The sequence below is a fragment of the Vibrio brasiliensis LMG 20546 genome, assembly GCF_000189255.1.
Taxonomy (GTDB): Bacteria; Pseudomonadota; Gammaproteobacteria; order Enterobacterales; family Vibrionaceae; genus Vibrio; species Vibrio brasiliensis.
Genome location: NZ_AEVS01000007.1, coordinates 24722 through 46581, shown reverse-complemented (window position 1 = coordinate 46581; position 21860 = coordinate 24722). Strand labels below are relative to the sequence as shown.

General features: G+C 45.8%; 21 protein-coding genes and 1 pseudogene. 17 read left to right on the top strand and 5 right to left on the bottom strand.

Annotation, left to right across the window (positions count from 1 at the left end):
- Positions 1-17: 17 nt before the first annotated feature.
- The 3 genes from RH46_RS00970 to ygfZ all read right to left on the bottom strand — a co-directional run bounded on the left by RH46_RS00970 (position 18) and on the right by ygfZ (position 2300).
- Positions 18-224 carry a DUF1107 domain-containing protein gene (locus tag RH46_RS00970; RefSeq protein WP_006877516.1) on the bottom strand — a complete coding sequence of 69 codons (207 nt, stop codon included), beginning with the start codon at positions 222-224 and terminating at the stop codon, positions 18-20.
- Positions 225-862: 638 nt separating this feature from the next.
- Positions 863-1339, bottom strand: a complete 477-nt coding sequence (locus RH46_RS00965) for an aminoacyl-tRNA deacylase (protein WP_006877515.1) — start codon at positions 1337-1339, stop codon at positions 863-865.
- The gene (gene ygfZ / locus RH46_RS00960; protein ID WP_006877514.1) at positions 1332-2300 is read right to left on the bottom strand and encodes a tRNA-modifying protein YgfZ; all 969 of its coding nucleotides are present in this window, start codon (positions 2298-2300) and stop codon (positions 1332-1334) included. The genes RH46_RS00965 and ygfZ overlap by 8 nt, the downstream gene beginning before the upstream one ends.
- 201 nt (positions 2301-2501) lie before the next feature.
- Between ygfZ and RH46_RS00955 the strand changes: the two genes are divergently transcribed.
- Entirely contained in the window at positions 2502-2762 is a 261-nt protein-coding gene (locus RH46_RS00955) for an FAD assembly factor SdhE (RefSeq protein ID WP_006877513.1), read from the top strand.
- Positions 2731-3129: a protein YgfX gene (locus tag RH46_RS21675; RefSeq protein ID WP_239925112.1), complete on the top strand. Its 399-nt coding sequence runs from the start codon at positions 2731-2733 to the stop codon at positions 3127-3129. The genes RH46_RS00955 and RH46_RS21675 overlap by 32 nt, the downstream gene beginning before the upstream one ends.
- A gap of 12 nt (positions 3130-3141) precedes the next feature.
- Here RH46_RS21675 and nadB read toward each other — a convergent pair whose 3' ends face one another.
- Positions 3142-4755: an L-aspartate oxidase gene (gene nadB, locus RH46_RS00950; RefSeq protein ID WP_006877511.1), complete on the bottom strand. Its 1614-nt coding sequence runs from the start codon at positions 4753-4755 to the stop codon at positions 3142-3144.
- A gap of 403 nt (positions 4756-5158) precedes the next feature.
- Here nadB and rpoE point away from each other — a divergent pair, with 403 nt between their 5' ends.
- The 14 genes and pseudogenes from rpoE (at position 5159) to RH46_RS00880 (ending at position 17551) form a co-directional block, all read left to right on the top strand.
- Entirely contained in the window at positions 5159-5737 is a 579-nt protein-coding gene (gene rpoE / locus RH46_RS00945) for an RNA polymerase sigma factor RpoE (protein ID WP_006877510.1), read from the top strand.
- A gap of 25 nt (positions 5738-5762) precedes the next feature.
- Positions 5763-6377, top strand: a complete 615-nt coding sequence (locus RH46_RS00940) for an RseA family anti-sigma factor (protein ID WP_006877509.1) — start codon at positions 5763-5765, stop codon at positions 6375-6377.
- Entirely contained in the window at positions 6374-7339 is a 966-nt protein-coding gene (rseB, locus tag RH46_RS00935) for a sigma-E factor regulatory protein RseB (protein WP_006877508.1), read from the top strand. The genes RH46_RS00940 and rseB overlap by 4 nt, the downstream gene beginning before the upstream one ends.
- Positions 7336-7807: pseudogene (locus RH46_RS00930) on the top strand (SoxR reducing system RseC family protein). The gene rseB and the pseudogene RH46_RS00930 overlap by 4 nt, the downstream one beginning before the upstream one ends.
- A 103-nt stretch (positions 7808-7910) precedes the next feature.
- Positions 7911-9704 carry a translation elongation factor 4 gene (lepA, locus tag RH46_RS00925; RefSeq protein ID WP_006877506.1) on the top strand — a complete coding sequence of 598 codons (1794 nt, stop codon included), beginning with the start codon at positions 7911-7913 and terminating at the stop codon, positions 9702-9704.
- Between the two features lie 145 nt (positions 9705-9849).
- Complete coding sequence (lepB, locus tag RH46_RS00920; protein WP_006877505.1) at positions 9850-10746, top strand: signal peptidase I; 897 nt, start codon at positions 9850-9852, stop codon at positions 10744-10746.
- An 81-nt stretch (positions 10747-10827) separates the two neighbouring features.
- The gene (gene rnc, locus RH46_RS00915; protein WP_006877504.1) at positions 10828-11505 is read left to right on the top strand and encodes a ribonuclease III; all 678 of its coding nucleotides are present in this window, start codon (positions 10828-10830) and stop codon (positions 11503-11505) included.
- Complete coding sequence (gene era, locus RH46_RS00910) at positions 11498-12475, top strand: GTPase Era (protein WP_006877503.1); 978 nt, start codon at positions 11498-11500, stop codon at positions 12473-12475. Before rnc ends, era begins: the two co-directional genes overlap by 8 nt.
- Positions 12476-12568: 93 nt before the next feature.
- Entirely contained in the window at positions 12569-13300 is a 732-nt protein-coding gene (gene recO, locus RH46_RS00905; protein ID WP_006877502.1) for a DNA repair protein RecO, read from the top strand.
- Between the two features lie 40 nt (positions 13301-13340).
- Positions 13341-14072 carry a pyridoxine 5'-phosphate synthase gene (gene pdxJ / locus RH46_RS00900; RefSeq protein ID WP_006877501.1) on the top strand — a complete coding sequence of 244 codons (732 nt, stop codon included), beginning with the start codon at positions 13341-13343 and terminating at the stop codon, positions 14070-14072.
- 3 nt (positions 14073-14075) lie between these two features.
- Positions 14076-14465: a holo-ACP synthase gene (gene acpS / locus RH46_RS00895; protein WP_006877500.1), complete on the top strand. Its 390-nt coding sequence runs from the start codon at positions 14076-14078 to the stop codon at positions 14463-14465.
- Positions 14466-14605: 140 nt separating this feature from the next.
- Positions 14606-15880, top strand: a complete 1275-nt coding sequence (locus RH46_RS00890) for a hypothetical protein (protein ID WP_006877499.1) — start codon at positions 14606-14608, stop codon at positions 15878-15880.
- Positions 15881-15891: 11 nt separating this feature from the next.
- Positions 15892-16314, top strand: a complete 423-nt coding sequence (locus RH46_RS00885) for a hypothetical protein (RefSeq protein WP_006877498.1) — start codon at positions 15892-15894, stop codon at positions 16312-16314.
- A complete protein-coding gene (locus RH46_RS00880) occupies positions 16307-17551 on the top strand; it encodes a GGDEF domain-containing protein (RefSeq protein WP_006877497.1) in 1245 nt (414 codons plus the stop codon). The genes RH46_RS00885 and RH46_RS00880 overlap by 8 nt, the downstream gene beginning before the upstream one ends.
- Here the strand turns inward: RH46_RS00880 and barA are convergent.
- A complete protein-coding gene (gene barA, locus RH46_RS00875; RefSeq protein ID WP_006877496.1) occupies positions 17548-20337 on the bottom strand; it encodes a two-component sensor histidine kinase BarA in 2790 nt (929 codons plus the stop codon). The genes RH46_RS00880 and barA overlap by 4 nt on opposite strands.
- A 178-nt stretch (positions 20338-20515) precedes the next feature.
- Between barA and rlmD the strand changes: the two genes are divergently transcribed.
- Entirely contained in the window at positions 20516-21835 is a 1320-nt protein-coding gene (gene rlmD / locus RH46_RS00870) for a 23S rRNA (uracil(1939)-C(5))-methyltransferase RlmD (protein ID WP_006877495.1), read from the top strand.
- The last annotated feature ends 25 nt before the right edge of the window (positions 21836-21860 follow it).

Here is a 21860-nt window from a genome sequence, read left to right as displayed (position 1 = left end):
ACCCTTTTTAAATTCTGTTATGCGTAAGCGCAGCGGAGTTTCATGATTTCGTTGTTAATCTCTTTTACCGCTTGGAAATGCCTACGTTCAGCCTTTTCTGGCAAGATGAGCTTACCATTATCAAACTCAAATTTACCCACTCCGTAGATGTAAATCCTTCCTTTAAATAGCCGACTAATGTGTTTAGCAATCATACCTGGTGTATAGCGCTTAAACAGTCTCATACATTTGTCCTTATGTTTAGCAAGCACTGCAAATTATACTTAGTTCCCGCCGTTAATAGTGTGATTGTGATGGGGGAATATGCAGTCAAAATTGGCTAGTTTGGATATTTGTGTTGCTGTAGGCAAATTCACGGATAAATATCCAAATTATTGTGATAATTACCTCATTTATGTTCTGTTCTAGGAACTTGTATAAGGCCTTAACCGTGAAATATTAAGCCTTAACTATGTGACAGTTTTAAGAATAGTTTAACTTTTTAATTAGATGCTAATTTAGTGTTAAATTTTACAAAAAAAAGCCCGCTTCAAGGCGGGCGAATAGTCACAGATGCATTACACAAAAAGTGGATGTCCTGAAACAATCAGTGGATTCACTTTTTTTTGTTGGAGAAGGATTGCACGTCGCCTAATGAGTTACATACCGACTCTTAAGCGAGTGTCGTTCAAGGAAATGCTTCCTTGATCGAACTTTAACCAACACAGGCAGAATACTGCAAAAAAATGCTCGTGACTACTTATGCTTTTAAAATGAATAAAAATTTAACGACTAATGATAAAGCATGAGATGCTAATCACCAATTGATGAAATCGTTTGCAATAATTTGCTTTGATATGCACCTATGTTGCTCCGGGCTGGGCTACTCACGACATATGTTGGCAATCTTAGGCTGACAGAGTCGGATCAAATCTTCACATTGCAGTGCGATTCCAGCCATGTTTGATCCACTACTTATGGTTACTTCAGGCTCACTGAGTAACTGTTGATCAAACACAATGATCATTGGTGTGCGTAGCAAGATAGGCACCACGGTACCGATTTGATAACCGGTTAAGCTTGCCACTTCTTCCATAGAAACGCAGGTCATACGGCGCCAATCCAGCAATGATCTCACTTTCTTGGGATCGACGGACTGATCTCCCGGAGCACAGGCGATAGCATAACGATTGCTCATATCTCGAAGCACGATCGACTTAACCATTTGGCCTGGACGAATACCTCGCTGCATTGCTGCATCTTCAATGGTGGTCGCGGGACGTTGGTGGGGCAGCAGGCGAAAGTTCACCTGCTGAGACTCAAGGTACTGAGTGATATGGGTAGAGAAGGTACTACTCATCATCTTGCAAAGAGTAAGGAAGTGGAGCAAATGACCAATGGCTATCTGCTTGGTCTTTCAGGCGTAGTTGAGTGTCATCCTCAAGATTATTTGGCAGGACAACAAGTGCGATAGCCTGGTTGTCGCTGAAACGGTAGCTAGCGAGAAGTTTACCTGCGCTACGCCAGTTTTCACCCACCGCGCGCTCAAGTTCTGCATTCGCTGGGATATCTTGTTGGGCCTCACCTTTAACAATAAACAGAGCGCGCTTGTTGATTCCGCGATATTTAGCGCGTGCTACGGTTTCTTGGCCTGTATAGCAGCCTTTAGTGAAGCTAATACCATCGACGGCCTGAACATTCAGTGCTTGAGGAATATGCTCATTCTGCTGCTCAGCAGTCAGGATTGGCAGACCGGCTTTAATATCGAGCAAGGTCCAAAGTGACTCGTTGACTTTGTCAGCCTGACTTGTTGTGACTAGCTGCTCTGCGGCATCTGGAGCAACAAGTAATAGCCAGCGTTGCTCATCAATTTTTACTGCTGTGCCACCTTCAACAGGACGCACGTCGCCAGTTTGTGAAGAGAGGCTATCGATGAACTCTGTCGCTTTCTCACCCATCACACCAAGAGCGATCTCTTCGCTTTGCTTAATCTCGACTTTAGAGAAGATTGCATATTTCTTAATTTCAGCCAGCTCTTTGTCAATAACAGATGTTGGCTGAAACATCGCATAGCCACCGTTGTGATGGAAAAGGCGGAATACACTCCACACCTTACCTTTTGCGTCACAGTGTGCACCAAAGGTTGATAAGTGTGGCTCTAGAGTGACGACATCACAGGTAACCTGGCCTTGTAGGTAGGACTTTTTATCATCCCCAATCATAGTTATTGCGCCCCAAGAGTTTAACGGAGCAATAGCCAGTTGTGGAATTGCATCATTTGACGCGAGTTGAAGAGGTGCAAAGTCGTTGTGCCAATCCATGTTTGTTACCTAGTAAATAGTTGATGGGCGTATGTTATCGCCTATCCCTAGTGATAAACAACCTTTAGAGTTGTGTGCCATTAATTCTAGTCGCAATGAATGAAAATGATGACCTTATTCGGGAGTGTGACTAGCGCACTAGTTGTGAATTAATTTGCTTGTTACACTCGGCGCAAACAACCGATTAGGTGAGGAATTAGAATGTATACCGCAGAACAAAAAGCGCGTATTAAATGGGCATGTCGCCGTGGAATGTTAGAGCTCGACGTTGTGATTATGCCATTTTTTGAAGAATGCTTTGATGGCCTACAAGAAAACGAACAACGTGATTTTGTGTCTTTGTTAGAGTGCGATGACCCGGATTTGTTTACCTGGATTATGGGTCATGGTCGTAGCGAGAACTTAGGCCACGCTTCGATGGTGGATAAGATTGTCGCCCATAACCTCAGCAAAGTGCGTTAAGGTCACTTTAGCTCCTTCATTTATCGCTTCTCAGGCCAATGCCTTGCTACTGGTATTGGCCTTTTCAATTGCCATTCTCTCTTCATTGCCATTAGTGGCGACCGTTTATCTCGTATATCTTCTTTTTAAGCAGGATCGTTGTGAACCACTATTGCTTGAATCTTTGCAAGGCGAGGTGAACTTCGTATCAGCGACCCAGTATCAATTGGCAGACGGACTACACAACATACGAAAAGTGGTGTTCACCTTGTTGCCGGTAGGTTTACTGATTCTTCATAAGGACAGTCACAGAGTGATGCTATGGCGGGATTCTCTGCCCGAGGCGAAATACCGTGAGCTGGTGGTGATGTTAAAAAGGGAGCACTAGGCTCCCTTTGTTTTATTTTAGCTTTTCAGGCTCTAGGATTGTTGGTCCGCTGTTTTCTGCAAGCTCTGGGTAATCTAAGGTGTAGTGCAAGCCACGACTTTCCTTACGTTCCATGGCGCATCTCACCATGAGCTCGGCAACTTGTAACAGGTTACGTAGCTCTAGCAAGTTATTAGAAACCTTGAAGTTACTGTAGTATTCGTGGGTTTCTTGCTGCAGAAGTTGAATACGGCGCAGTGCACGCTCCAGGCGTTTATCGGTTCTTACAATGCCCATGTAATCCCACATAAACAGGCGTAGCTCATGCCAGTTGTGCTGGATAACAACCTCTTCGTCAGAGCAGCTTACCTGACTCTCATCCCAAGCGGGTAGCGTCGGAGGCAAAGTCGCAGTATCGAGGTTTGCGATGATGTCATTTGCTGCTGCCCATGCGTAGACGACACATTCCAGTAAAGAGTTAGAGGCCATGCGGTTAGCGCCATGCAAACCTGTGTAGCTCACTTCACCAATTGCATACAGTTGAGACAGGTCGGTTTGACCGGTCTGCTCTACCATGACACCACCACATGTGTAATGGGCTGCAGGTACGACAGGGATCGGCTCCTTGGTCATATCGATACCAAGGTCCAGCAGACGTGTGTTGATGGTTGGGAAATGTTTCTCAATGAAATCGGCTGGCTTATGGCTAATATCCAGATACATGCAATCTGCACCAAGGCGTTTCATCTCAAAGTCGATAGCTCGGGCAACCACGTCACGCGGTGCGAGTTCCTCACGCGGATCGAAATCAGGCATAAAGCGTGAGCCATCAGGTCGACGAAGGTAAGCCCCCTCTCCACGTAGTGCTTCGGTTAGCAGGAAGTTGCGAGCTTCAGGGTGATATAGACAAGTCGGGTGGAATTGGTTGAACTCCATGTTAGCTACACGGCAACCCGCACGCCACGCCATAGCGATGCCATCACCTGAAGAAACATCAGGGTTTGAGGTGTATTGGTACACTTTTGATGCACCACCCGTTGCCAGAACGACAAACTTAGAACGGACGGTTTCAACATGTTCTTGGTTACGGTTCCAGATGTAAGCACCGACGATTTTTTTACTGTCACCACCCACTTTATCTTCCGTGATTAAGTCGAGAGCATTGTGACGCTCTAATACTGTGATGTTCGGATGATTATGAACGTTATCTTGTAGTGAGGTCTGCATTGCCATGCCTGTTGCATCGGCTGCATGTAAAATACGGCGATGACTGTGGCCACCTTCTCTGGTCAAGTGGTAACGAGGCGCTTCATCACTGTCGTCCTCTTCACGGTCAAATGGTACACCGCCATCGATAAGCCATTGCACACACTCTTTTGCGTTGCGGGCAATAAACTCAACGGTCTCTTGTTCGCATATGCCAGCGCCAGCGATCAAGGTATCTTGAACATGTGACTCAATACTATCGGATTCATCGAAAACGGCGGCAATACCACCCTGCGCATAATAGGTAGCCCCTTCGCTGCGAGCTCCTTTGCTCAGCACGATGACTTTGCCGTATTCTGCGACACGCAACGCTAACGATAGACCTGCTGCGCCACTACCCACCACTAACACATCACACTGATGTTCACGGTTTGCGTTCATAAAACTTTATTATTCCCGAGTTAAGTTGTACCTAAGCCATTTACTTCCTGAAAAATGGCTAAGGACTCAGAGCGATCCCACTCTTAAATCTGTCATTGAATTGCATATCAGACTCCAAAAATAAAAGAGTCAATCAGCTATAGTACCACTGCAAGAATGGCTTTGCATGAATGCAATTGTTCGTAAATAGCATTGCTTTTCTTTACCTAGATCCCCACAATTTGAACCATAGGTAGTTTACTGCTTCATTGCGTAAAAATAGTTTGAAGAATTTTTGAACTTATCTTTATTTGCTAGGTCACAATAGTGCTCAAGTAAGCAGTGGTGTCAAGACTACATTTTGCATAATTAATGCTCATGTCTGAGAAGATAGGAGCGAATAACGATAGGAGTACCCGCTCGAATGAACGAGCAGCTGACCGATCAAGTATTAATTGAGCGAGTTCAGAATGGGGATAAGCAAGCATTTAACTTATTGGTGACTAAGTACCAAAACAAAGTCTGCAATCTTATTTCTCGCTATGTGAATAATCCTGGTGATGTTCCCGATGTAGCACAAGAAGCATTTATTAAGGCGTACCGAGCGATACCAAGCTTTCGTGGTGAAAGTGCCTTCTATACTTGGTTATATCGGATTGCCGTTAATACTGCAAAAAACCACCTTGTTGCACAGGGTCGAAGACCCCCAGCGCAAGATGTGGATACTGAAGATGCTGAATATTACGAAACAGGTAGTGCATTAAAAGAAATTTCGAACCCTGAGAACTTAACGTTGTCCAATGAATTGAAACGTGTTGTTTTCGGTGCGATTGAAGCACTACCTGATGATTTAAAAACCGCAATGACGTTGCGCGAGCTCGATGGCTTAAGCTACGAAGAAATAGCAGCGGTTATGGATTGCCCTGTGGGAACGGTACGTTCGCGTATCTTCCGTGCTCGTGAAGCGGTTGAAAAGAAAATTCAACCCCTTCTGCAACGCTAGACCAGTAACATTAATGGTGAAAATAATGGCTGACAAAGAGAAACTTTCAGCACTCATGGATGGAGAGTTGGTTGATAAAGCTCTGATAAGTGAATTAGAGCAAGACCAAGAAAGCCTACAATCATGGCAAAATTATCATTTAATTGGTGATGTAATGCGTGGTGAGGCTCCGGAAAAACCGGAGTGGAATATTGCTGAAAGCGTGGCGCTGGCACTCGAAGATGAGCCTGCGCACTCAACAGTAACTCAGTTAGAACAGCATCGTCGTGTTGAGTCTCAACCGACGCCGTCACAAGCCCGCCGCCAAATGCCAGCTTGGTTGAACCAGTTTGGTCAGGTTGCTATGGCTGCCTGTGTCTCACTGGTAGTGATTCTTGGCGTGCAGCAATATGGTGGCTCTGATGCGAGTGTGCCAGAAGCGGAAACTTTACCTGTTCTGCAAACCATTCCTTTCTCAGGAAGTGCAGAGCCAGTAAGTCTTACTCGCTCTTCGGTAGAACAGCCGAACAGTAATGAAATTAATGTTCAGGAACAACGTCGTCGCATCAATGCGATGTTACAAGACTACGAATTACAGCTACGCTTGAATAGTGATAACGGCCTAGAGCACAGCGATAATCCTGAAACGGTAGTTGAATGAAAAAAATTCTGATCAGTGCGCTGACACTGTTCAGTTTGAATACAACAATGGCCTTTGCGGAGGATAATTCTGCAGAGGCTTTGTTGCATCAAATGAACGAGGCAAGTCAGCATTTAAACTACGAACTGTCTTATATCTTAATCAAGAAGAACAGCATTGAACCGCTGTTGTACCGCCACGCCCGATCTGATGATAAACAACTCGCTCACCTGATCTACCTCAGTGGTCCGGTTCGCGAAGTGATTCGTCGAGGAGACGAGATCAGTTACATCGAGCCTGGCATTGAGCCTTTCACTATTGAGTCAGGTAACTTGGTTGCTCCGACGATTCCGCTGCTCAACTCGAATGTGGATAAGCTGAAAGACTTCTATGACTTTATTCCGGTAGGACGTGCTCGTGAAGCGGGGAGTGCGTGTCAGGTTCTTCGCGTTGTACCTAAAGATGGTCAGCGTTACTCATATGTGTTGTGGGTTGACGAAAAGAGTAAGCTGCCACTGCGAGCTGATCTTGTCGACCGTGACGGCGAAGTATTAGAACAGTACCGTACCATCTCATTTAGTATTAATGAGCAGATTGCTCAGGCAATGAGTGGTCTAAATCAGGTTAAATTGCCTGAAGTTCTCTCGTTACCTAAAGGGCAGGTTACTGACTCTTTCTGGAGCGTAGGCTGGATTCCGAGTGGCTTTGAGCCCAAGGAGCTTAATCGCTACAGAATGAACAATACCGATCGTATGGTTGAGAGTCAGATGTACAGCGATGGTCTGTTTAATTTCTCCATTTATGTTTCTGATAGTGATGACTTGTCACTGAAGGGGCAACTGGTTAGGCAGGGTCGTCGTACTTTGCACAGCTTTGTGCGTGGCAGCCATGAAATTTCGGTAATCGGTGATATTCCACCGGCAACAGCGAAACGCATAGCTCAATCAGTCACCTTTGTTAAGGTTGAGAGTACTACCCCATGATGACCGCATTAGCGACAGTCGCTGAGGTTAAACAAATTGCCTCTGGATTCGATGTTGAGCTGAGTTGTGAACAACAAACTAGCTGCAGTAGTTGCTCGTCGCAAAAAAAGTTGTGGAACCGGCATTGTTTCAAAGGCCGTCGGTAATAAGTCCCTTCATTGGCATTTAGTGACAGATAAAGCGGTGCAGAAAGGTCAGGTTGTCGAGATCGGCCTGCCAGAGAAGAGTGTTCTGCAGTCTGCGGCTTTAGTCTACTTATTGCCACTGTTCGCGATGATCATTGGTGCCTTTGTGGCGCAGTGGTGGATTGCACCTCTGTTTTCTTTGGGCGAGGGTGTTGTGATCCTCGCTTCTGCTTGCTCAACGGTGGGCGGGATTTATCTAGCAAAAAGATTATCTTCCAGATTAGAGCAGCAATCTTCACAGCAAGTCATATTATTAAGGGTATTAGGTGAGCCAATTAGCTAGTGCGAAGCGGCTAGAAATTGGGTAGAATCTGCCAACTTGATTGAAATGCCGTCACAAGACGGCTTTCTTGTCCCCATTTATAAGAGTTTAGTCACACCAAATCATGAAGCACATTCGTAACTTTTCGATTATCGCCCACATCGACCATGGTAAGTCGACCCTATCAGACCGTTTGATCCAAGTATGTGGTGGATTAAGCGACCGTGAAATGGCCGCACAGGTTCTGGACTCCATGGATCTAGAGCGTGAGCGTGGTATCACCATCAAATCACAGAGTGTGACGCTAAACTACACCGCGAAAGATGGTGAAACTTATCAGCTGAACTTCATCGATACTCCTGGACACGTTGACTTCGCATACGAAGTATCTCGCTCGCTAGCGGCGTGTGAAGGTGCACTACTTGTAGTGGACGCGGGTCAGGGTGTAGAGGCTCAAACTCTTGCTAACTGTTACACTGCGATCGAAATGGATCTAGAGGTTGTGCCAATCCTGAACAAGATTGACCTTCCAGCCGCTGATCCAGAGCGTGTAGCGGAAGAGATCGAAGAAATCGTTGGTATTGATGCGATGGAAGCGACTCGTTGTAGTGCGAAAACAGGTATCGGTGTAGATGATGTACTTGAGAACATCGTTTCTGCAATTCCGGCACCAGAAGGTGATCCTGAAGCGCCACTACAAGCCCTAATTATTGACTCTTGGTTTGATAACTACCTTGGTGTTGTTTCTCTGGTTCGAATTAAGAATGGCGAACTGAAGAAAAACGACAAGATCAAAGTAATGAGTACAGGTCAGGTTTGGGGTGTAGACCGTCTTGGTATCTTCACGCCAAAACAGGTTGATACAGATACTCTACGTACTGGCGAAGTTGGCTGGGTTGTTTGTGGTATCAAAGACATCCTTGGCGCGCCAGTAGGTGATACGCTAACACTGGCTAAAAACGGTTGTGATAAACCACTACCTGGCTTTAAGAAAGTAAAACCTCAGGTTTATGCTGGTCTGTTCCCGGTATCGTCTGATGATTACGAGAACTTCCGTGACGCTCTGGGCAAACTAAGCCTGAACGACGCATCACTGTTCTACGAACCAGAAAACTCAGCCGCACTAGGCTTTGGTTTCCGTTGTGGTTTCCTTGGTATGCTACACATGGAAATCATTCAGGAGCGTCTGGAGCGTGAATACGACCTTGACCTGATTACCACAGCTCCAACCGTAGTTTACGAAGTTGAAGAGACCAACGGTAACCTTCTGTATGTAGATAGCCCGGCTAAGCTACCTGCAGTGAACGATATCGAAGAGATCCGTGAGCCTATCGCTCGCTGTAACATTCTTGTTCCTTCTGAGTACCTGGGTAACGTTATTACTCTGTGTGTTGAGAAGCGTGGCGTTCAGGTAGATATGGTTTACCACGGTAACCAGGTTGCGGTGACTTACGATATTCCAATGGCAGAAGTGGTACTTGATTTCTTTGATCGTCTGAAATCAACTTCTCGTGGTTACGCATCACTTGATTACAACTTCCAGCGTTTTGAAGCGTCTAACATGGTACGTGTTGATGTACTTCTGAACGGTGACACTGTTGATGCCTTGGCAATGATCACTCACAAAGATCAATCTCAGACTCGTGGTCGTCAGCTAGTTGAGAAGATGAAAGAGTTCATCCCTCGTCAGATGTTTGATATCGCGATTCAGGCTGCTATCGGTAACCACATTATCGCTCGTTCAACGGTTAAACAGTTACGTAAGAACGTAATCGCGAAATGTTACGGCGGTGACGTGAGCCGTAAGAAGAAGCTACTGAAGAAGCAGAAAGAAGGTAAGAAACGTATGAAGCAGATCGGTAACGTTGAATTGCCTCAAGAAGCATTCCTTGCAATTCTGCACGTAGGTAAAGACTAATCCCTGCCATATTTGGCACCACAGCGTTGTTGCTTTCAGCCTGGCTGTAGCAACAACTATTGATGGGATTACTAGAAACAAATTTAATTGGTAAGTGGAAGAGTTCTGCTCTTTCACTTTCGTATTTTTGAGATAAGGGAAGTCAATGGCGAATACATTTTCACTCATCCTAGTGATTGTTACTCTGGTGACAGGCGTTGTCTGGGTTCTGGAAAAGCTGGTTTTTGCTAAAAAGCGTCAAGAGAAACTGGCTGAAGTTGAAGCTCAAACCAATGGTTTGGATGCTGCAGTTCTGGAGAAGGTGAAGACTCAGCCATGGTGGATTGAAAATAGTGTGTCTATTTTCCCGGTCATTGCTGCGGTATTGGTATTACGTTCATTCATTTACGAACCGTTTCAGATCCCGTCGGGTTCTATGATGCCAACGCTGTTGGTTGGTGACTTCATCTTAGTAGAAAAATACGCTTATGGATTGAAAGATCCGGTCTGGCGCACTCAGTTAGTTGAAACGGGTAAGCCAGAGCGTGGTGATATCGTCGTATTTAAATATCCACCACAGCCAAACATTGATTACATTAAGCGTGTTGTTGGTCTGCCGGGTGATACGGTTCGCTACAACAATAAGAAAGAGATCTGCATTCAGGCTGCTGGTGAGAGCACATGCCAACCAGTGAAACTGTCAAATGTAGAAGAGAGCCAGTTCATTCAAAACGGTATTCCATTAATTCAATTGGATGAAAAATTGGGTGAAGTTGGCCACCAGATTTTGGTTAACCCGCTGCGTCGTGATCGCGTTGAGTTATATCAACCGCGTAATGGTGTGAATGAGTGGGTTGTACCTCAAGGTCAGTACTTTGTAATGGGCGATAACCGTGACAATAGTGCCGATAGTCGCTACTGGGGCTTTGTTCCAGAAGCAAACCTGGTCGGTAAAGCAGTGGCTATCTGGATCAGCTTCGAGTTTGAACGCGATGCAGACAGTGTTCTACCGTCTTGGATTCCAACTGGTGTTAGGTTTAACCGCATCGGTGGTATTAACTAAATTTTCGTCATAGTTGGTACCACAGCGTTGTTGGCTGTGATATCAACTATTTAGAAAATTCGAAATTATGAATGAGAGAGCATGAATTCTCCTATTGCAAAACTAGAGAAAAAGCTCGGCTATCAATTTAATGATGCAGAGCTAATCAGCTTAGCACTGACCCATCGCAGTGCTCATGGAAAACACAACGAGCGTCTTGAGTTTCTGGGCGATTCAATTTTAAGTTTTGTCATTGCTGATGATCTTTACCATCGTTTCCCGAAAGTAAATGAAGGGGACATGAGCCGCATGCGTGCAACATTAGTACGTGGAAATACACTTGCGGAACTAGGTCGTGAATTCGAACTAGGAGATCACTTAAAATTAGGTCCAGGTGAATTAAAGAGCGGCGGATTCCGTCGTGATTCAATCCTTGCTGACGCTGTAGAAGCAATCATTGGTGCAATCTACTTGGATAGTGATATCGAAGTGGTGCGCGGCATTATTCTGAGTTGGTACAAAACTCGTCTTGATGCGATTAAGCCAGGGGTTTCACAAAAAGATCCGAAAACTCGTCTCCAAGAGTTCCTTCAGGGTCGAAGAAAACCACTACCTGCTTACACAGTGACTAATATTAAAGGTGAAGCACATAACCAAGAATTTACGGTTTCGTGTGATGTAGCAGGTATTGGACAACCTGTTATTGGTAAAGGCACCAGCCGCCGCAAGGCAGAACAAGCGGCTGCTGAATTAGCACTAGAGCAACTGACCAATGACTGATTCAACAGACAACAACGAATTTGATATCGATGCGTTTTTCTCATCGAATACCGAGCAAGCAAGTTCGCCAGAAAATCAACACTGTGGCTTTGTGGCGATTGTAGGTCGTCCAAACGTAGGTAAATCGACACTTCTGAACCGTATCTTAGGTCAGAAGATTTCTATTACTTCACGTAAGCCTCAGACAACTCGTCACCGTATTATGGGTGTCGATACAGAAGGTGATTACCAGGCAATCTACGTCGATACTCCTGGTCTACACATCGAAGAAAAGCGTGCGATTAACCGTTTGATGAACCGCGCGGCTAACTCTTCACTGAGTGATGTAAACCTGGTTTTCTTCCTGGTCGACGGTACGCACTGGACCAGTGATGATGAGATGGTTCTGACCAAGCTCCAGAAATCTAACTTCCCTGTCGTGCTGTGTGTCAACAAAGTCGACAACGTACAAGACCGCAATGACGTCATGCTACACATGATGGAAATGTCGAAGAAGATGGAGTTTGTTGATGTTGTGCCTATCTCTGCAAAGCATGGCAAAAACATCGATGTACTGCGTAAGCATGTTCGTGAGCACTTACCAAAAGCAACGCACCACTTCCCTGAAGAGTACGTGACAGACCGTTCACAGCGTTTTATGGCATCAGAGATTGTACGTGAAAAACTGATGCGCTTTACTGGTGAAGAGCTACCTTACTCAGTGACAGTTGAAATCGAACGTTTTGATTACAACCCGGAAACTGACGGTTTCCATATCAATGCCCTTATTCTTGTAGAGCGTCACGGTCAGAAGAAAATGGTTATTGGTAAAGGCGGCGAAAAGATCAAAACTATTGGTCGTGAAGCGCGCCTTGATATGGAAGAGCTGTTCGGTCGTAAGGTTTATCTTGAAACCTGGGTTAAGGTTAAATCAGGTTGGGCAGACGATGAGCGTGCACTTCGCTCACTTGGCTACATTGATGACCTATAACGAGTGCGAGGCTTGACGCTTCGCTCCGATTAATACCAAATAAGGAGCCAATGGGCTCCTTATTTTTTATGTAACATTTATCTGGCAGATTCTATGTCTTCTGATGGCTTACAGCGCTGTTTTGTTTTGCACCGCCGTCCTTATAGTGAATCAAGTTTAATCCTTGATGTCTTTAGTGAGGAGTACGGGCGAGTCACTTTGATGTCAAAAGGGGCACGCAGTAAACGTTCTAATCTCAAAGGTGCATTACAGCCATTTACCCCGTTGTTGCTTAAGTGGTCGGGTAATGGCTCGATGAAAACGCTTCGTCAGGCTGAGCCAATTAGCCTTGGCTTGCCGCTGTCTGGTATTAACCTCTACTCAGCGATGTACGTTAATGAGCTGGTGGGGCGTGTTTTAATGGCAGAAGTCCCGATGCCAGCGCTGTTCCATGACTACTTACATGCTTTAACTGAACTGGCTCAGTGTGATAATCCAGAGCCTGCCTTGAGACGATTTGAGCTAGCTATGCTCTCGGCAATGGGGTACGGAGTCGACTTTATGCACTGTGCTGGCACAGGTGAACCTGTTGAGCCAAACATGACATATCGCTATCGGGAGCAAAAAGGCTTTATTGCCTCGGTACGTAAAGATAATCTGACTTTTTACGGCAGTGAGCTGATTGCCATCAGTGAACGTAGATTCACCACAAAAGAACAACTTAAAGCAGCAAAACGCTTTACACGTATAGCATTAAAGCCGTATCTTGGCGGCAAACCATTAAAAAGCCGGGAACTGTTTATATCCAGAGCAAGGGTTCCCTATACCAAAAACATTGATCAGTAGATGATTGATGAATCTGGTATCAAGCACGGAGTATTGGAAAATGAGCTCAATCTACCTAGGTGTGAATATCGACCACATTGCGACTTTGCGTAACGCGCGAGGTACTAAGTACCCTGATCCAGTTCATGCGGCAGAAGTTGCTGAGCGAGCGGGTGCAGACGGTATTACTATTCACCTGCGTGAAGACCGTCGTCATATTAAAGATCGTGATGTACGTATTTTACGTGAAACGCTACAAACACGCATGAACCTAGAGATGGCCGTAACAGAAGAGATGGTCGAGATTGCTCTAGAGACAAAGCCTGAATACGTATGTTTGGTACCAGAGAAGCGTGAAGAGCTAACGACTGAAGGCGGTCTGGATGTTGTTGGTCAGCTTGAAAAAGTGAAAAACGCAACTCAAAGACTGACTGAGGCGGGTATCAAGGTATCGCTGTTTATTGATGCTGACCGTGAACAGATCGATGCAGCGAAAGCGTGTGGCGCTCCGTTCATTGAACTACATACTGGTCATTACGCGGATGCAGAAACCGAAGAAGATCAGCAAGATGAGCTGAAAAAAATCGCTGCAGGTGCAAGCTACGCTGCTGATCTGGGTATCACAGTCAACGCAGGTCATGGTCTGACTTACCACAACGTTGCTCCAATTGCTGCGATCCCAGAAATCTATGAGCTGAACATTGGTCACTCTATCATTGGCCGTGCCGCATTTGATGGTCTTCATAAAGCGGTTGCTGATATGAAAGCTCTAATGGTTGAAGCGCGTCGTTAAGCTATGGCTATAGTTGGTTTAGGCACTGATATTGCTGAAATCGAACGAGTAGAAAAAGCGTTCACCCGCAGTGGTGAACCTTTTGCCAGACGTATTCTGACTGATAATGAGCTAACGAAAATGGCTGGCCTGAAGCAGCAAGGGCGCTTTTTAGCTAAGCGCTTCGCCGCTAAAGAGGCGGCTTCGAAAGCGCTAGGGACAGGCATTGCGCTTGGCGTGAGTTTTCACGATTTTGAAATCACCAATGATGAATTGGGTAAACCGGTCTTAACCTTATCGGGTAAGGCGCTTGAGATTGCTCAGCGCATGCAAGTGGCCCATATACACCTCTCTATATCAGATGAGCGGCATTACGCAGTAGCAACCGTCATTCTCGAAGCAAAAGCGGCCTAAGGTCGCTTTTCTTGTCTATAGCGCAAAAAAAGAACCCGGATTGGTAATTTAAGTCATTAGTTTATAAAGTTATTGCATAACTGAATGGTTATGGCTGATTTATACGTTTGGCTGATTTTACTTGTTAAGGGCAGCTTGATATGCGCATTCAATTCCAATCAATAAAAGCAACCGTGCTCTCTAGCATGCTGCTACTTGCTTTCAGTGGTAATGCTACAGCAATTGAGTGGCAAGCGTCCGGCTTTGGTACTCTTGGTTACGCTTACGAAAATGAAGACGATATCGCTTATCGTCGAGATATCACTCATACTGCGAAAGTTGCAGATAACGGCTCGTTTGATACTGATTCCAATATCGGTGTTCAGCTCGATGCTATGCTCAATCACCAATGGTCGTTGACGACTCAGTGGCTGCTCGACAACAGTGTTGAGAATGACTTTGATGAGTTAACCGAACTCGCCTTTATTCGTTATGTACCCAATGAGCACTGGAGTTTCCGTGCTGGTCGAATCGGTGTCAGCGCTTATATCGCTGCCGATAGTCGTGATATCGACTTTGCTCATTTGTGGGTCAGACCACCACAAGAACTCTATGGCGGTATCGTTTTTAACTCCCTTGATGGTGTTGGTGTCAGTTACTTCTCAAATAACTCTCACTTCAACTGGTCACTCGAACTCGAGTATGGCCGTAATGAGCAAATGGGTGAGGTTCCGCAAACCATCGAATCTTATAAAGCGGAAATCGAAGATGTTTTCAGCGCCTCATTCGAAGTGGAGCAAGGCTCCTGGACCTGGCAACTCTCTTATGCTCATGTTGGCTCACTAAGCGTTGCTCAGGGTGCCAGCATCAACAGCCTGCAAAACCAGCTTGGTCAGCTCTCCGCGCTGAATATCCCGCAAATTAGTCAAGAAGCGGCGACCGCGCAAAACCTGATCACACTTGAAGGTGAAGAGGTTGATTACTATCAGGCAGCAGTGCACTACTTTGATGGCTTATGGACATTCAAGACGGAGTTGTTCCATATTAATGCCGACAAAGAATCTATCCCGCAGGGAACGGGTGGCTACGGTATGCTTGGCTACACAGTTAATAGCGTTACACCCTATGTTATTTATAGCCGTTTTAGTCCAGAGCACTCCTATTATCAGGCTGAATCCGACTGGTCAGTCGTTGACCCTTCATTTGCACTCCTTCAAACCGGCGCTCAGGTAGGTATTAATTCAGTTCGGATTGATCAGCAAACATATTCATTGGGTATGCGTTGGGATATTGCACCTCAGTTCGCTTTGAAGGCTCAGGTCGATTACATCGATATTGAGGACTATGGGTATGGTTTATGGGCTGCTGATGTGAGCGCGATAAGCCAGGGGCGGGATGCTCAAGTCTATTCCCTTAACCTAAACTTTATCTTTTAGGAGGAGGGAGTATGCGTATACCTCTTTACCTCCTAATGTTAATAGTAAGCTTCCACGTTAATGCTCAGCTGTATGTGGTGGTCGGTAATGACAGTCCAATTTCTGACATGACAGTGGAAGATATCGACGACATCGCCGACCTCTATTTAGGGAGGAAGAAGCTGCTTGGTACGACCTACATCAATCAAGTTCTCGATCGCACCGGTGATAGCCGGCGTCGTTTTTTCCAGCGTGTAACCAATATGCGTGAAAGCCAAATTAATGCTTATTGGGCCAAACTTAAGTTTTCCGGCAGTATGCGCGCACCTGAGCAAGTGGAAGCTGAACAGCTATTAATTGACAAACTTTTATCTAACCCGCAGGCGGTTGGCTACACCGAAGTGTTACCAGCACAGGAATCTGGCGTGAAGGTTATTTTAGCTATCGATGAATAAGCCCAAAGTACAATCGTTATCAAACAGAATGCTAAAAATGGTATCGCTATTGGCATTCTGTTATCTGAGTATCGCCTTATTGATTCTGGTGCCAACCGGTATTGAACAGGCGGATAGAAGCCATAATGAGCTTGAGCAGAAGCTTGCTCTCTCGTTATCTGGCTCAGCCGCGATTGCGGTTTATGTTAACAATAGTGAAATTGCCAATGAGGTGATTGATGCACTAATGCTCCATCAGGAAATCAACGCAGTCATGCTTGAAGGTCAGGATGGGGTGGCTTTTTCGTCGGTTCGCATTCTGGATGATGAAAGCAACGTATGGCAAAACGCCAATACTTATCGCCTTTATTCACCAACGGATGGCTCGTCAATCGGTACGCTCTATATTCACAGTAATCAACGAGTATTACAGAAAAAAGCGCTCTCTAAAGTGCTCTATCAACTGCTATTTGTTGTGGTGCAGTTTTTAGTTACCGTTGTGGCATTGATTTTAATCTTTGAGCGCATAGTTGGTCACCCTCTGACAGCGTTGTCTAATTCCCTCTATTCAATAACGCCGGGCAAAGCGGAGACGATTCCTATTGATGAAGCCAATCGCAATAATGAGCTTGGCGTCGTCGTGCATAGTGTCAATACTTTCATTGACAGTTCTCGTCAGGCGATTGAACGAGAGCGAGAACTGAGAGGACAGATTGAGCATTGGGAGCAGTATTACCGTAAGCTCGCCGAACAAGATATTCTCACCGGACTTAAGAATCGTCTGGGCTGTGAAAAGTATGTCCGGGCTGCCACCTATAGAAGTCAGTACATTGCCTTGCTTCTTATTGACCTAGATGGTTTTAAAGCGGTTAATGACACCTACGGTCATGCTGCAGGGGATACGATATTAACTCATGTTGCACAGCGTTTTTCTCGCCTGCAATCGGAAAGCAATATACCCGGAGTCGTGGGGCGAATCGGTGGTGACGAGTTTGTTATCTATCTGGTACTTCAGCAAAGAGATGATGCTCTGCTAGAGAATATCGCTCAGCAGGCAATCCATTTAGCTAATCAGCCAGTAGATTTCAATCAGCAGCCGGTATCGGTCGGCTGCAGTATCGGTTTGGCAATAGACTCTTCTTCTGAGCTAGATATTGAAAAGCTGGTCCATCAGGCAGACCAGGCTATGTATTCAGTAAAGCAGGCTAGTAAGAACGCTTTCCGTTTTTATCATCAGATTTCTAGCGATGGTAGCTAGTTTGCCAGATAGGGTTTAGCGCTCGCGACAACCTTCTCCATTTCATCTTGCAGCTCAAACAGTTCAGGTTCTATCTCTTCGATATCAGTGCCTGAACGAAGCTCTTTTTCGATCGTTGCACAGATGTTCTTTAGTCTCGGTACACCACAATAAGAACTACTGCCGTGGAGTTTATGGACGTGATGAATCAGTTGTGCCGTATCAAAGTGGTCGTCTTCTAAGGCTCCTTCAACAATAGCGCTGACTTCAGGAACGTAATCGACCAACATCTGCAGCATATCGCGGGCAAGATCTTCTTTATTAGCCGACTGCTTTAGTGCCGCTTGCCAGTCGATGATCATATTGTTGTGCTCAGTGTGGACGACTTCTTCAGCCTGACCTTCGATTACCACGGCAGAACTCATGATATCGAGTTTTTCTAACTCTTCTTCCTTAGTATGAGGGCTCCAGTGCATCAAAACCTGCTGTAAGACATGCTCTTCAATTGGTTTAGTCAGATAGTCATCCATACCTGCTGTTAACAAGCGATCACGCTCGCCACTCATTGCGTGAGCGGTAACGGCGATAACTGGTGTCCCTGCATTTAACTCAGTTTGCTTGATCTTGCCACACGCCGTCACACCATCCATATGAGGCATCTGGATATCCATCAGAATGATATCGAAATGTTGAGCTTCGGCCTGCTTGACCGCATCAATACCATTGGTACAGGTGATCACATGTTCGACTCGTTCTTGCAGCAGGGCACTGATCAGTTTCAGGTTAGCAGGGTTGTCATCGACCGCCATCACTGTCAGAGGCAGGGTTTCCCTGTTCTCATCGACACTTTCTAGCAGAGGAATACTCTCTTGGTTCGCCGCCAATGTCTGTAGCAACTTACGTCGGGATAGTGGCTTGGTAATACAGTGGATATGGTATTTCTGAATCAGGTGATCAGACAGTGCCAGACTGGTACTCGGCGTACCTACCACTACGTGAGGAGCGCAGCGCATTGCCTGCTCAACCCAAGTTTGTACTGTCGCTATATCATTGTCTCGACTTGGGGCAAGGTTGAGCAGTACATAGTCATACTTCTCGATTTCTTCTGGCAGTGAAGAGCGGTAAGTGACGACTAAGCCTTCCTGAACCAGAGTCTGCTGAATAACAGAAGCTGCCTGCATGTTTGGTTCAACAAGCAGCAGTGAACGTTGACGAAGAACCTGAGTTTCCAGTAGTTCACTGACCGGCATATCGGTTGCTGACAGACGCAGAGTAAACCAGAAAGTAGAACCCTGGTGAAGACGGCTGGTCAGGCTGATCTCGCCGCCCATCTGACTAACCAGTTTCTGGGTGATGACCAGACCGAGGCCGGTACCACCATAGCGTCGCGAGATACTTGCGTCTGCCTGGCTGAAGGCTTGGAACAACTGTGATTGCTGACGTTCCGAAATACCAATACCTGTATCGCGAACCATAAATTGCAGTTCGACTAAATCATCTTTCTGTGAGCGCATCTCTACACTGATATCGATGTTGCCGCGCTCAGTAAATTTAATTGAGTTGCCGACCAGGTTGGTCAGCACCTGTTGAATACGCAGTGGGTCACCAACGAGTCCTGCAGGGATCTTAGGATCGATTTTCAGCGTCAGCTCCAGCCCCTTCTCGTGGGCACTGGTCGCTTGCAAGCTCACTACTTCTTCTAATGAACCTTGGAAATCAAACGGAATATTTTCCAGAGCCAGTTTACCTGCTTCCAACTTGGAGAAGTCTAGGATGTCATTGATGATGTTAAGCAGGTTGTTGGCCGATTTTTCGATCGTCTGCAGATAGTCGGTCTGGCTATTGGTTAAGGTTGTCTTGAGCATCTGACGGGTAAAGCCAATGACACCGTTTAGAGGAGTACGTAGCTCATGGGACATATTGGCTAAGAATTCAGATTTAACTCGTGCTGCTTCTTGGGCGCGCTTCTTGGCGATATCCAGTTCTACGTTCTGAATCTCAAGCTGTTCAAGAGTCTCACGTAAGTCAGAGGTTGCCTGATCGATGCTGTGCTGCATTTCAACGTGATACTCAGACAGCGAGACAGCCATGGCGTTGATACCATTTTTTAATGAGTCTAACTCACCATGCATCTTACCTTCGATACGTACATCAAGGTGGCCACGACGAATACGGTCAACCATGTTTTTCATATGCGAAATAGGGCGAGTAACGTCATACATCAGTCGGTATGCAAACACCGCCGACAGGCCTAAGCCGATGAGCAGAACTAAAAAGGCAGAAAAGATTTCCTGATATTGCTGCAAACGTAACGAAGAGAGATCGAGTTCTATCGCAACATATCCGAGTGCTGGACCGGCTCCTTGCCCTTTAATTGTCGCGACCAGTCCCGACTCAGCAATCACTGGCGCCCGTAGAATCAGGGTATTCTCTTGTAACTCTTGTTTTACTAACAGTGGAATGGGTTCAGTTCGTGGAAAAGTGAGCAGCTCGAAGTTGGGATGGAAGTTTGAGGTAACAAACAGCTCATGGTTGTAATCGAATACCGCAATACTGCGAACAAACTTAGAGTTTTTACGATGTGCGTAACTAATGATTCGGCGCACTGACTCGCGGCTATTATTTTTTAGTCCATCCTCACTGGCAATTGCCAAAGGTTCGATAATACTCAAACCAGAGTTGATTACCTGCTTTTCCAAGTCGTGATAGCGATTGAAAGAGAAAAATGCGCTTAAAAGCAGGCCGATAATAAGGGTCGGTGCTAACGTGAGTGTAATAACGCGGGCGCGTAAGCCATATCTTGTCATTATTATCTAAACATCGTGGTGTGGATATGGGAAAATAACTTCCAAAATTTTTCGAAGTCGTCGAGTCCTTAAGCATAATCAACTCAGTCGGCTCAGACAATGATTCAAGCATAAAAGCTTGGGACACAAGCAGCAATTCGAGCAATGGGTCGTTAGACCAAAGAAATAGGCACAAAACATGGCGCGTTTTTTCCAACCGAAGAAGAAAACTCAACTCAATACTAAGCACCAATCTCTCACGATTGAAAAGCTGGATCATCACGGCGCGGGCATGGCATATCAAAATAACAAGCCGATCTTTATCGAAGGTGCGCTACCGGGTGAACAAGTTTTAGCGCAGCTTACTGAGAGCAAGAGTAAATTTGCTCGAGCAAAACTAATCAAAATCCAGAAAAGCAGCGAACAACGTATTGAGCCATTTTGTGCCCACTACCATGAATGTGGTGGCTGTAATATGCAGCATTTGTCCAGCGATGCACAGCAAGAGTATAAGCAGCAGACACTCAGTCAACTTATGAGTAAGTTCGCCGGACAAAGCATCGAACTGGATTCCCCAATTATAGGTGACGACAAGGGCTATCGACGTCGCGCTCGAGTGAGTATCAAGCTAAATAAAAAAACGCGTCAGCTCGAGTTTGGTTTTAGAAAGAAAAACAGCAAAGAGATCGTCAATGTCACTCACTGCCCGGTATTAGATGCGGAGTTAGATGCACTGCTCAAGCCTCTTTACCAGCTTCTTCAGCAGTTCTCCAATCAGGAAAACCTTGGCCATGTAGAGTTGGTTAAGGGTGATAACACCAAGGTCATTGTGCTACGCCATTTGAAAGCGCTTAAACCTCAGGACCAGCAGGCACTGGAATCCTTCGCCCAGCAGCATCAAGCTACGCTTTACCTGATGCCAGAGAGTGATCAGCTCAATAGAGTGGTGGGTGAGTCGGCCCACTATTTAGAAGCTGGTGCGACGATTCCGTTTGAGCCGAACAACTTCATTCAGGTTAACCAGAAGGTAAACCAAGCGATGGTTGAGCAGGCTCTCTCTTGGCTTCAGCTCACTAAACAGGATAGAGTACTGGATCTCTTCTGTGGTTTGGGTAACTTTAGTTTACCTATCGCTAAGCAAGTGACGAGTGTAACTGGTGTTGAAGGCGTTGACGCTATGGTTGAAAAAGCGACCTACAATGCCAAAGTTAACCAGATAGAAAACGCCTCTTTCTATCAGGCGAATTTGGAAGAAGATGTTTCTGGTCAGCTCTGGGCAGCGGAGAAATTTGATAAAATACTGCTCGATCCTGCGCGAGCTGGGGCAAGTGGCATCATCGAGCAGATATCAGCGCTTGGCGCGAGTCGAGTTGTGTATGTTTCTTGTAATCCTGCTACCCTAGCCAGAGATTCGCAAAGCTTGCTCAGTCAGGGCTATAAATTACAGAAATTAGGTATGCTTGATATGTTTCCGCATACCAGCCATCTAGAGTCGATGGCACTATTTGTGAAGGATTAAACGAACTTCCTCGACAGTTGTTAGT

Coding starts and splice junctions, on each gene's coding strand:
- acpS (WP_006877500.1), top strand. CDS start 14,076: ATGGCTATAGTTGGTTTAGGCACTGATATTGCTGAAATCGAACGAGTA.
- RH46_RS00965 (WP_006877515.1), bottom strand. CDS start 1,339: ATGAGTAGTACCTTCTCTACCCATATCACTCAGTACCTTGAGTCTCAG.
- RH46_RS00890 (WP_006877499.1), top strand. CDS start 14,606: ATGCGCATTCAATTCCAATCAATAAAAGCAACCGTGCTCTCTAGCATG.
- RH46_RS00880 (WP_006877497.1), top strand. CDS start 16,307: ATGAATAAGCCCAAAGTACAATCGTTATCAAACAGAATGCTAAAAATG.
- RH46_RS00940 (WP_006877509.1), top strand. CDS start 5,763: ATGGCTGACAAAGAGAAACTTTCAGCACTCATGGATGGAGAGTTGGTT.
- recO (WP_006877502.1), top strand. CDS start 12,569: ATGTCTTCTGATGGCTTACAGCGCTGTTTTGTTTTGCACCGCCGTCCT.
- era (WP_006877503.1), top strand. CDS start 11,498: ATGACTGATTCAACAGACAACAACGAATTTGATATCGATGCGTTTTTC.
- nadB (WP_006877511.1), bottom strand. CDS start 4,755: ATGAACGCAAACCGTGAACATCAGTGTGATGTGTTAGTGGTGGGTAGT.
- ygfZ (WP_006877514.1), bottom strand. CDS start 2,300: ATGGATTGGCACAACGACTTTGCACCTCTTCAACTCGCGTCAAATGAT.
- barA (WP_006877496.1), bottom strand. CDS start 20,337: ATGACAAGATATGGCTTACGCGCCCGCGTTATTACACTCACGTTAGCA.
- RH46_RS00970 (WP_006877516.1), bottom strand. CDS start 224: ATGAGACTGTTTAAGCGCTATACACCAGGTATGATTGCTAAACACATT.
- lepB (WP_006877505.1), top strand. CDS start 9,850: ATGGCGAATACATTTTCACTCATCCTAGTGATTGTTACTCTGGTGACA.
- pdxJ (WP_006877501.1), top strand. CDS start 13,341: ATGAGCTCAATCTACCTAGGTGTGAATATCGACCACATTGCGACTTTG.
- RH46_RS00955 (WP_006877513.1), top strand. CDS start 2,502: ATGTATACCGCAGAACAAAAAGCGCGTATTAAATGGGCATGTCGCCGT.
- rpoE (WP_006877510.1), top strand. CDS start 5,159: ATGAACGAGCAGCTGACCGATCAAGTATTAATTGAGCGAGTTCAGAAT.
- lepA (WP_006877506.1), top strand. CDS start 7,911: ATGAAGCACATTCGTAACTTTTCGATTATCGCCCACATCGACCATGGT.
- rseB (WP_006877508.1), top strand. CDS start 6,374: ATGAAAAAAATTCTGATCAGTGCGCTGACACTGTTCAGTTTGAATACA.
- rlmD (WP_006877495.1), top strand. CDS start 20,516: ATGGCGCGTTTTTTCCAACCGAAGAAGAAAACTCAACTCAATACTAAG.
- RH46_RS00885 (WP_006877498.1), top strand. CDS start 15,892: ATGCGTATACCTCTTTACCTCCTAATGTTAATAGTAAGCTTCCACGTT.
- rnc (WP_006877504.1), top strand. CDS start 10,828: ATGAATTCTCCTATTGCAAAACTAGAGAAAAAGCTCGGCTATCAATTT.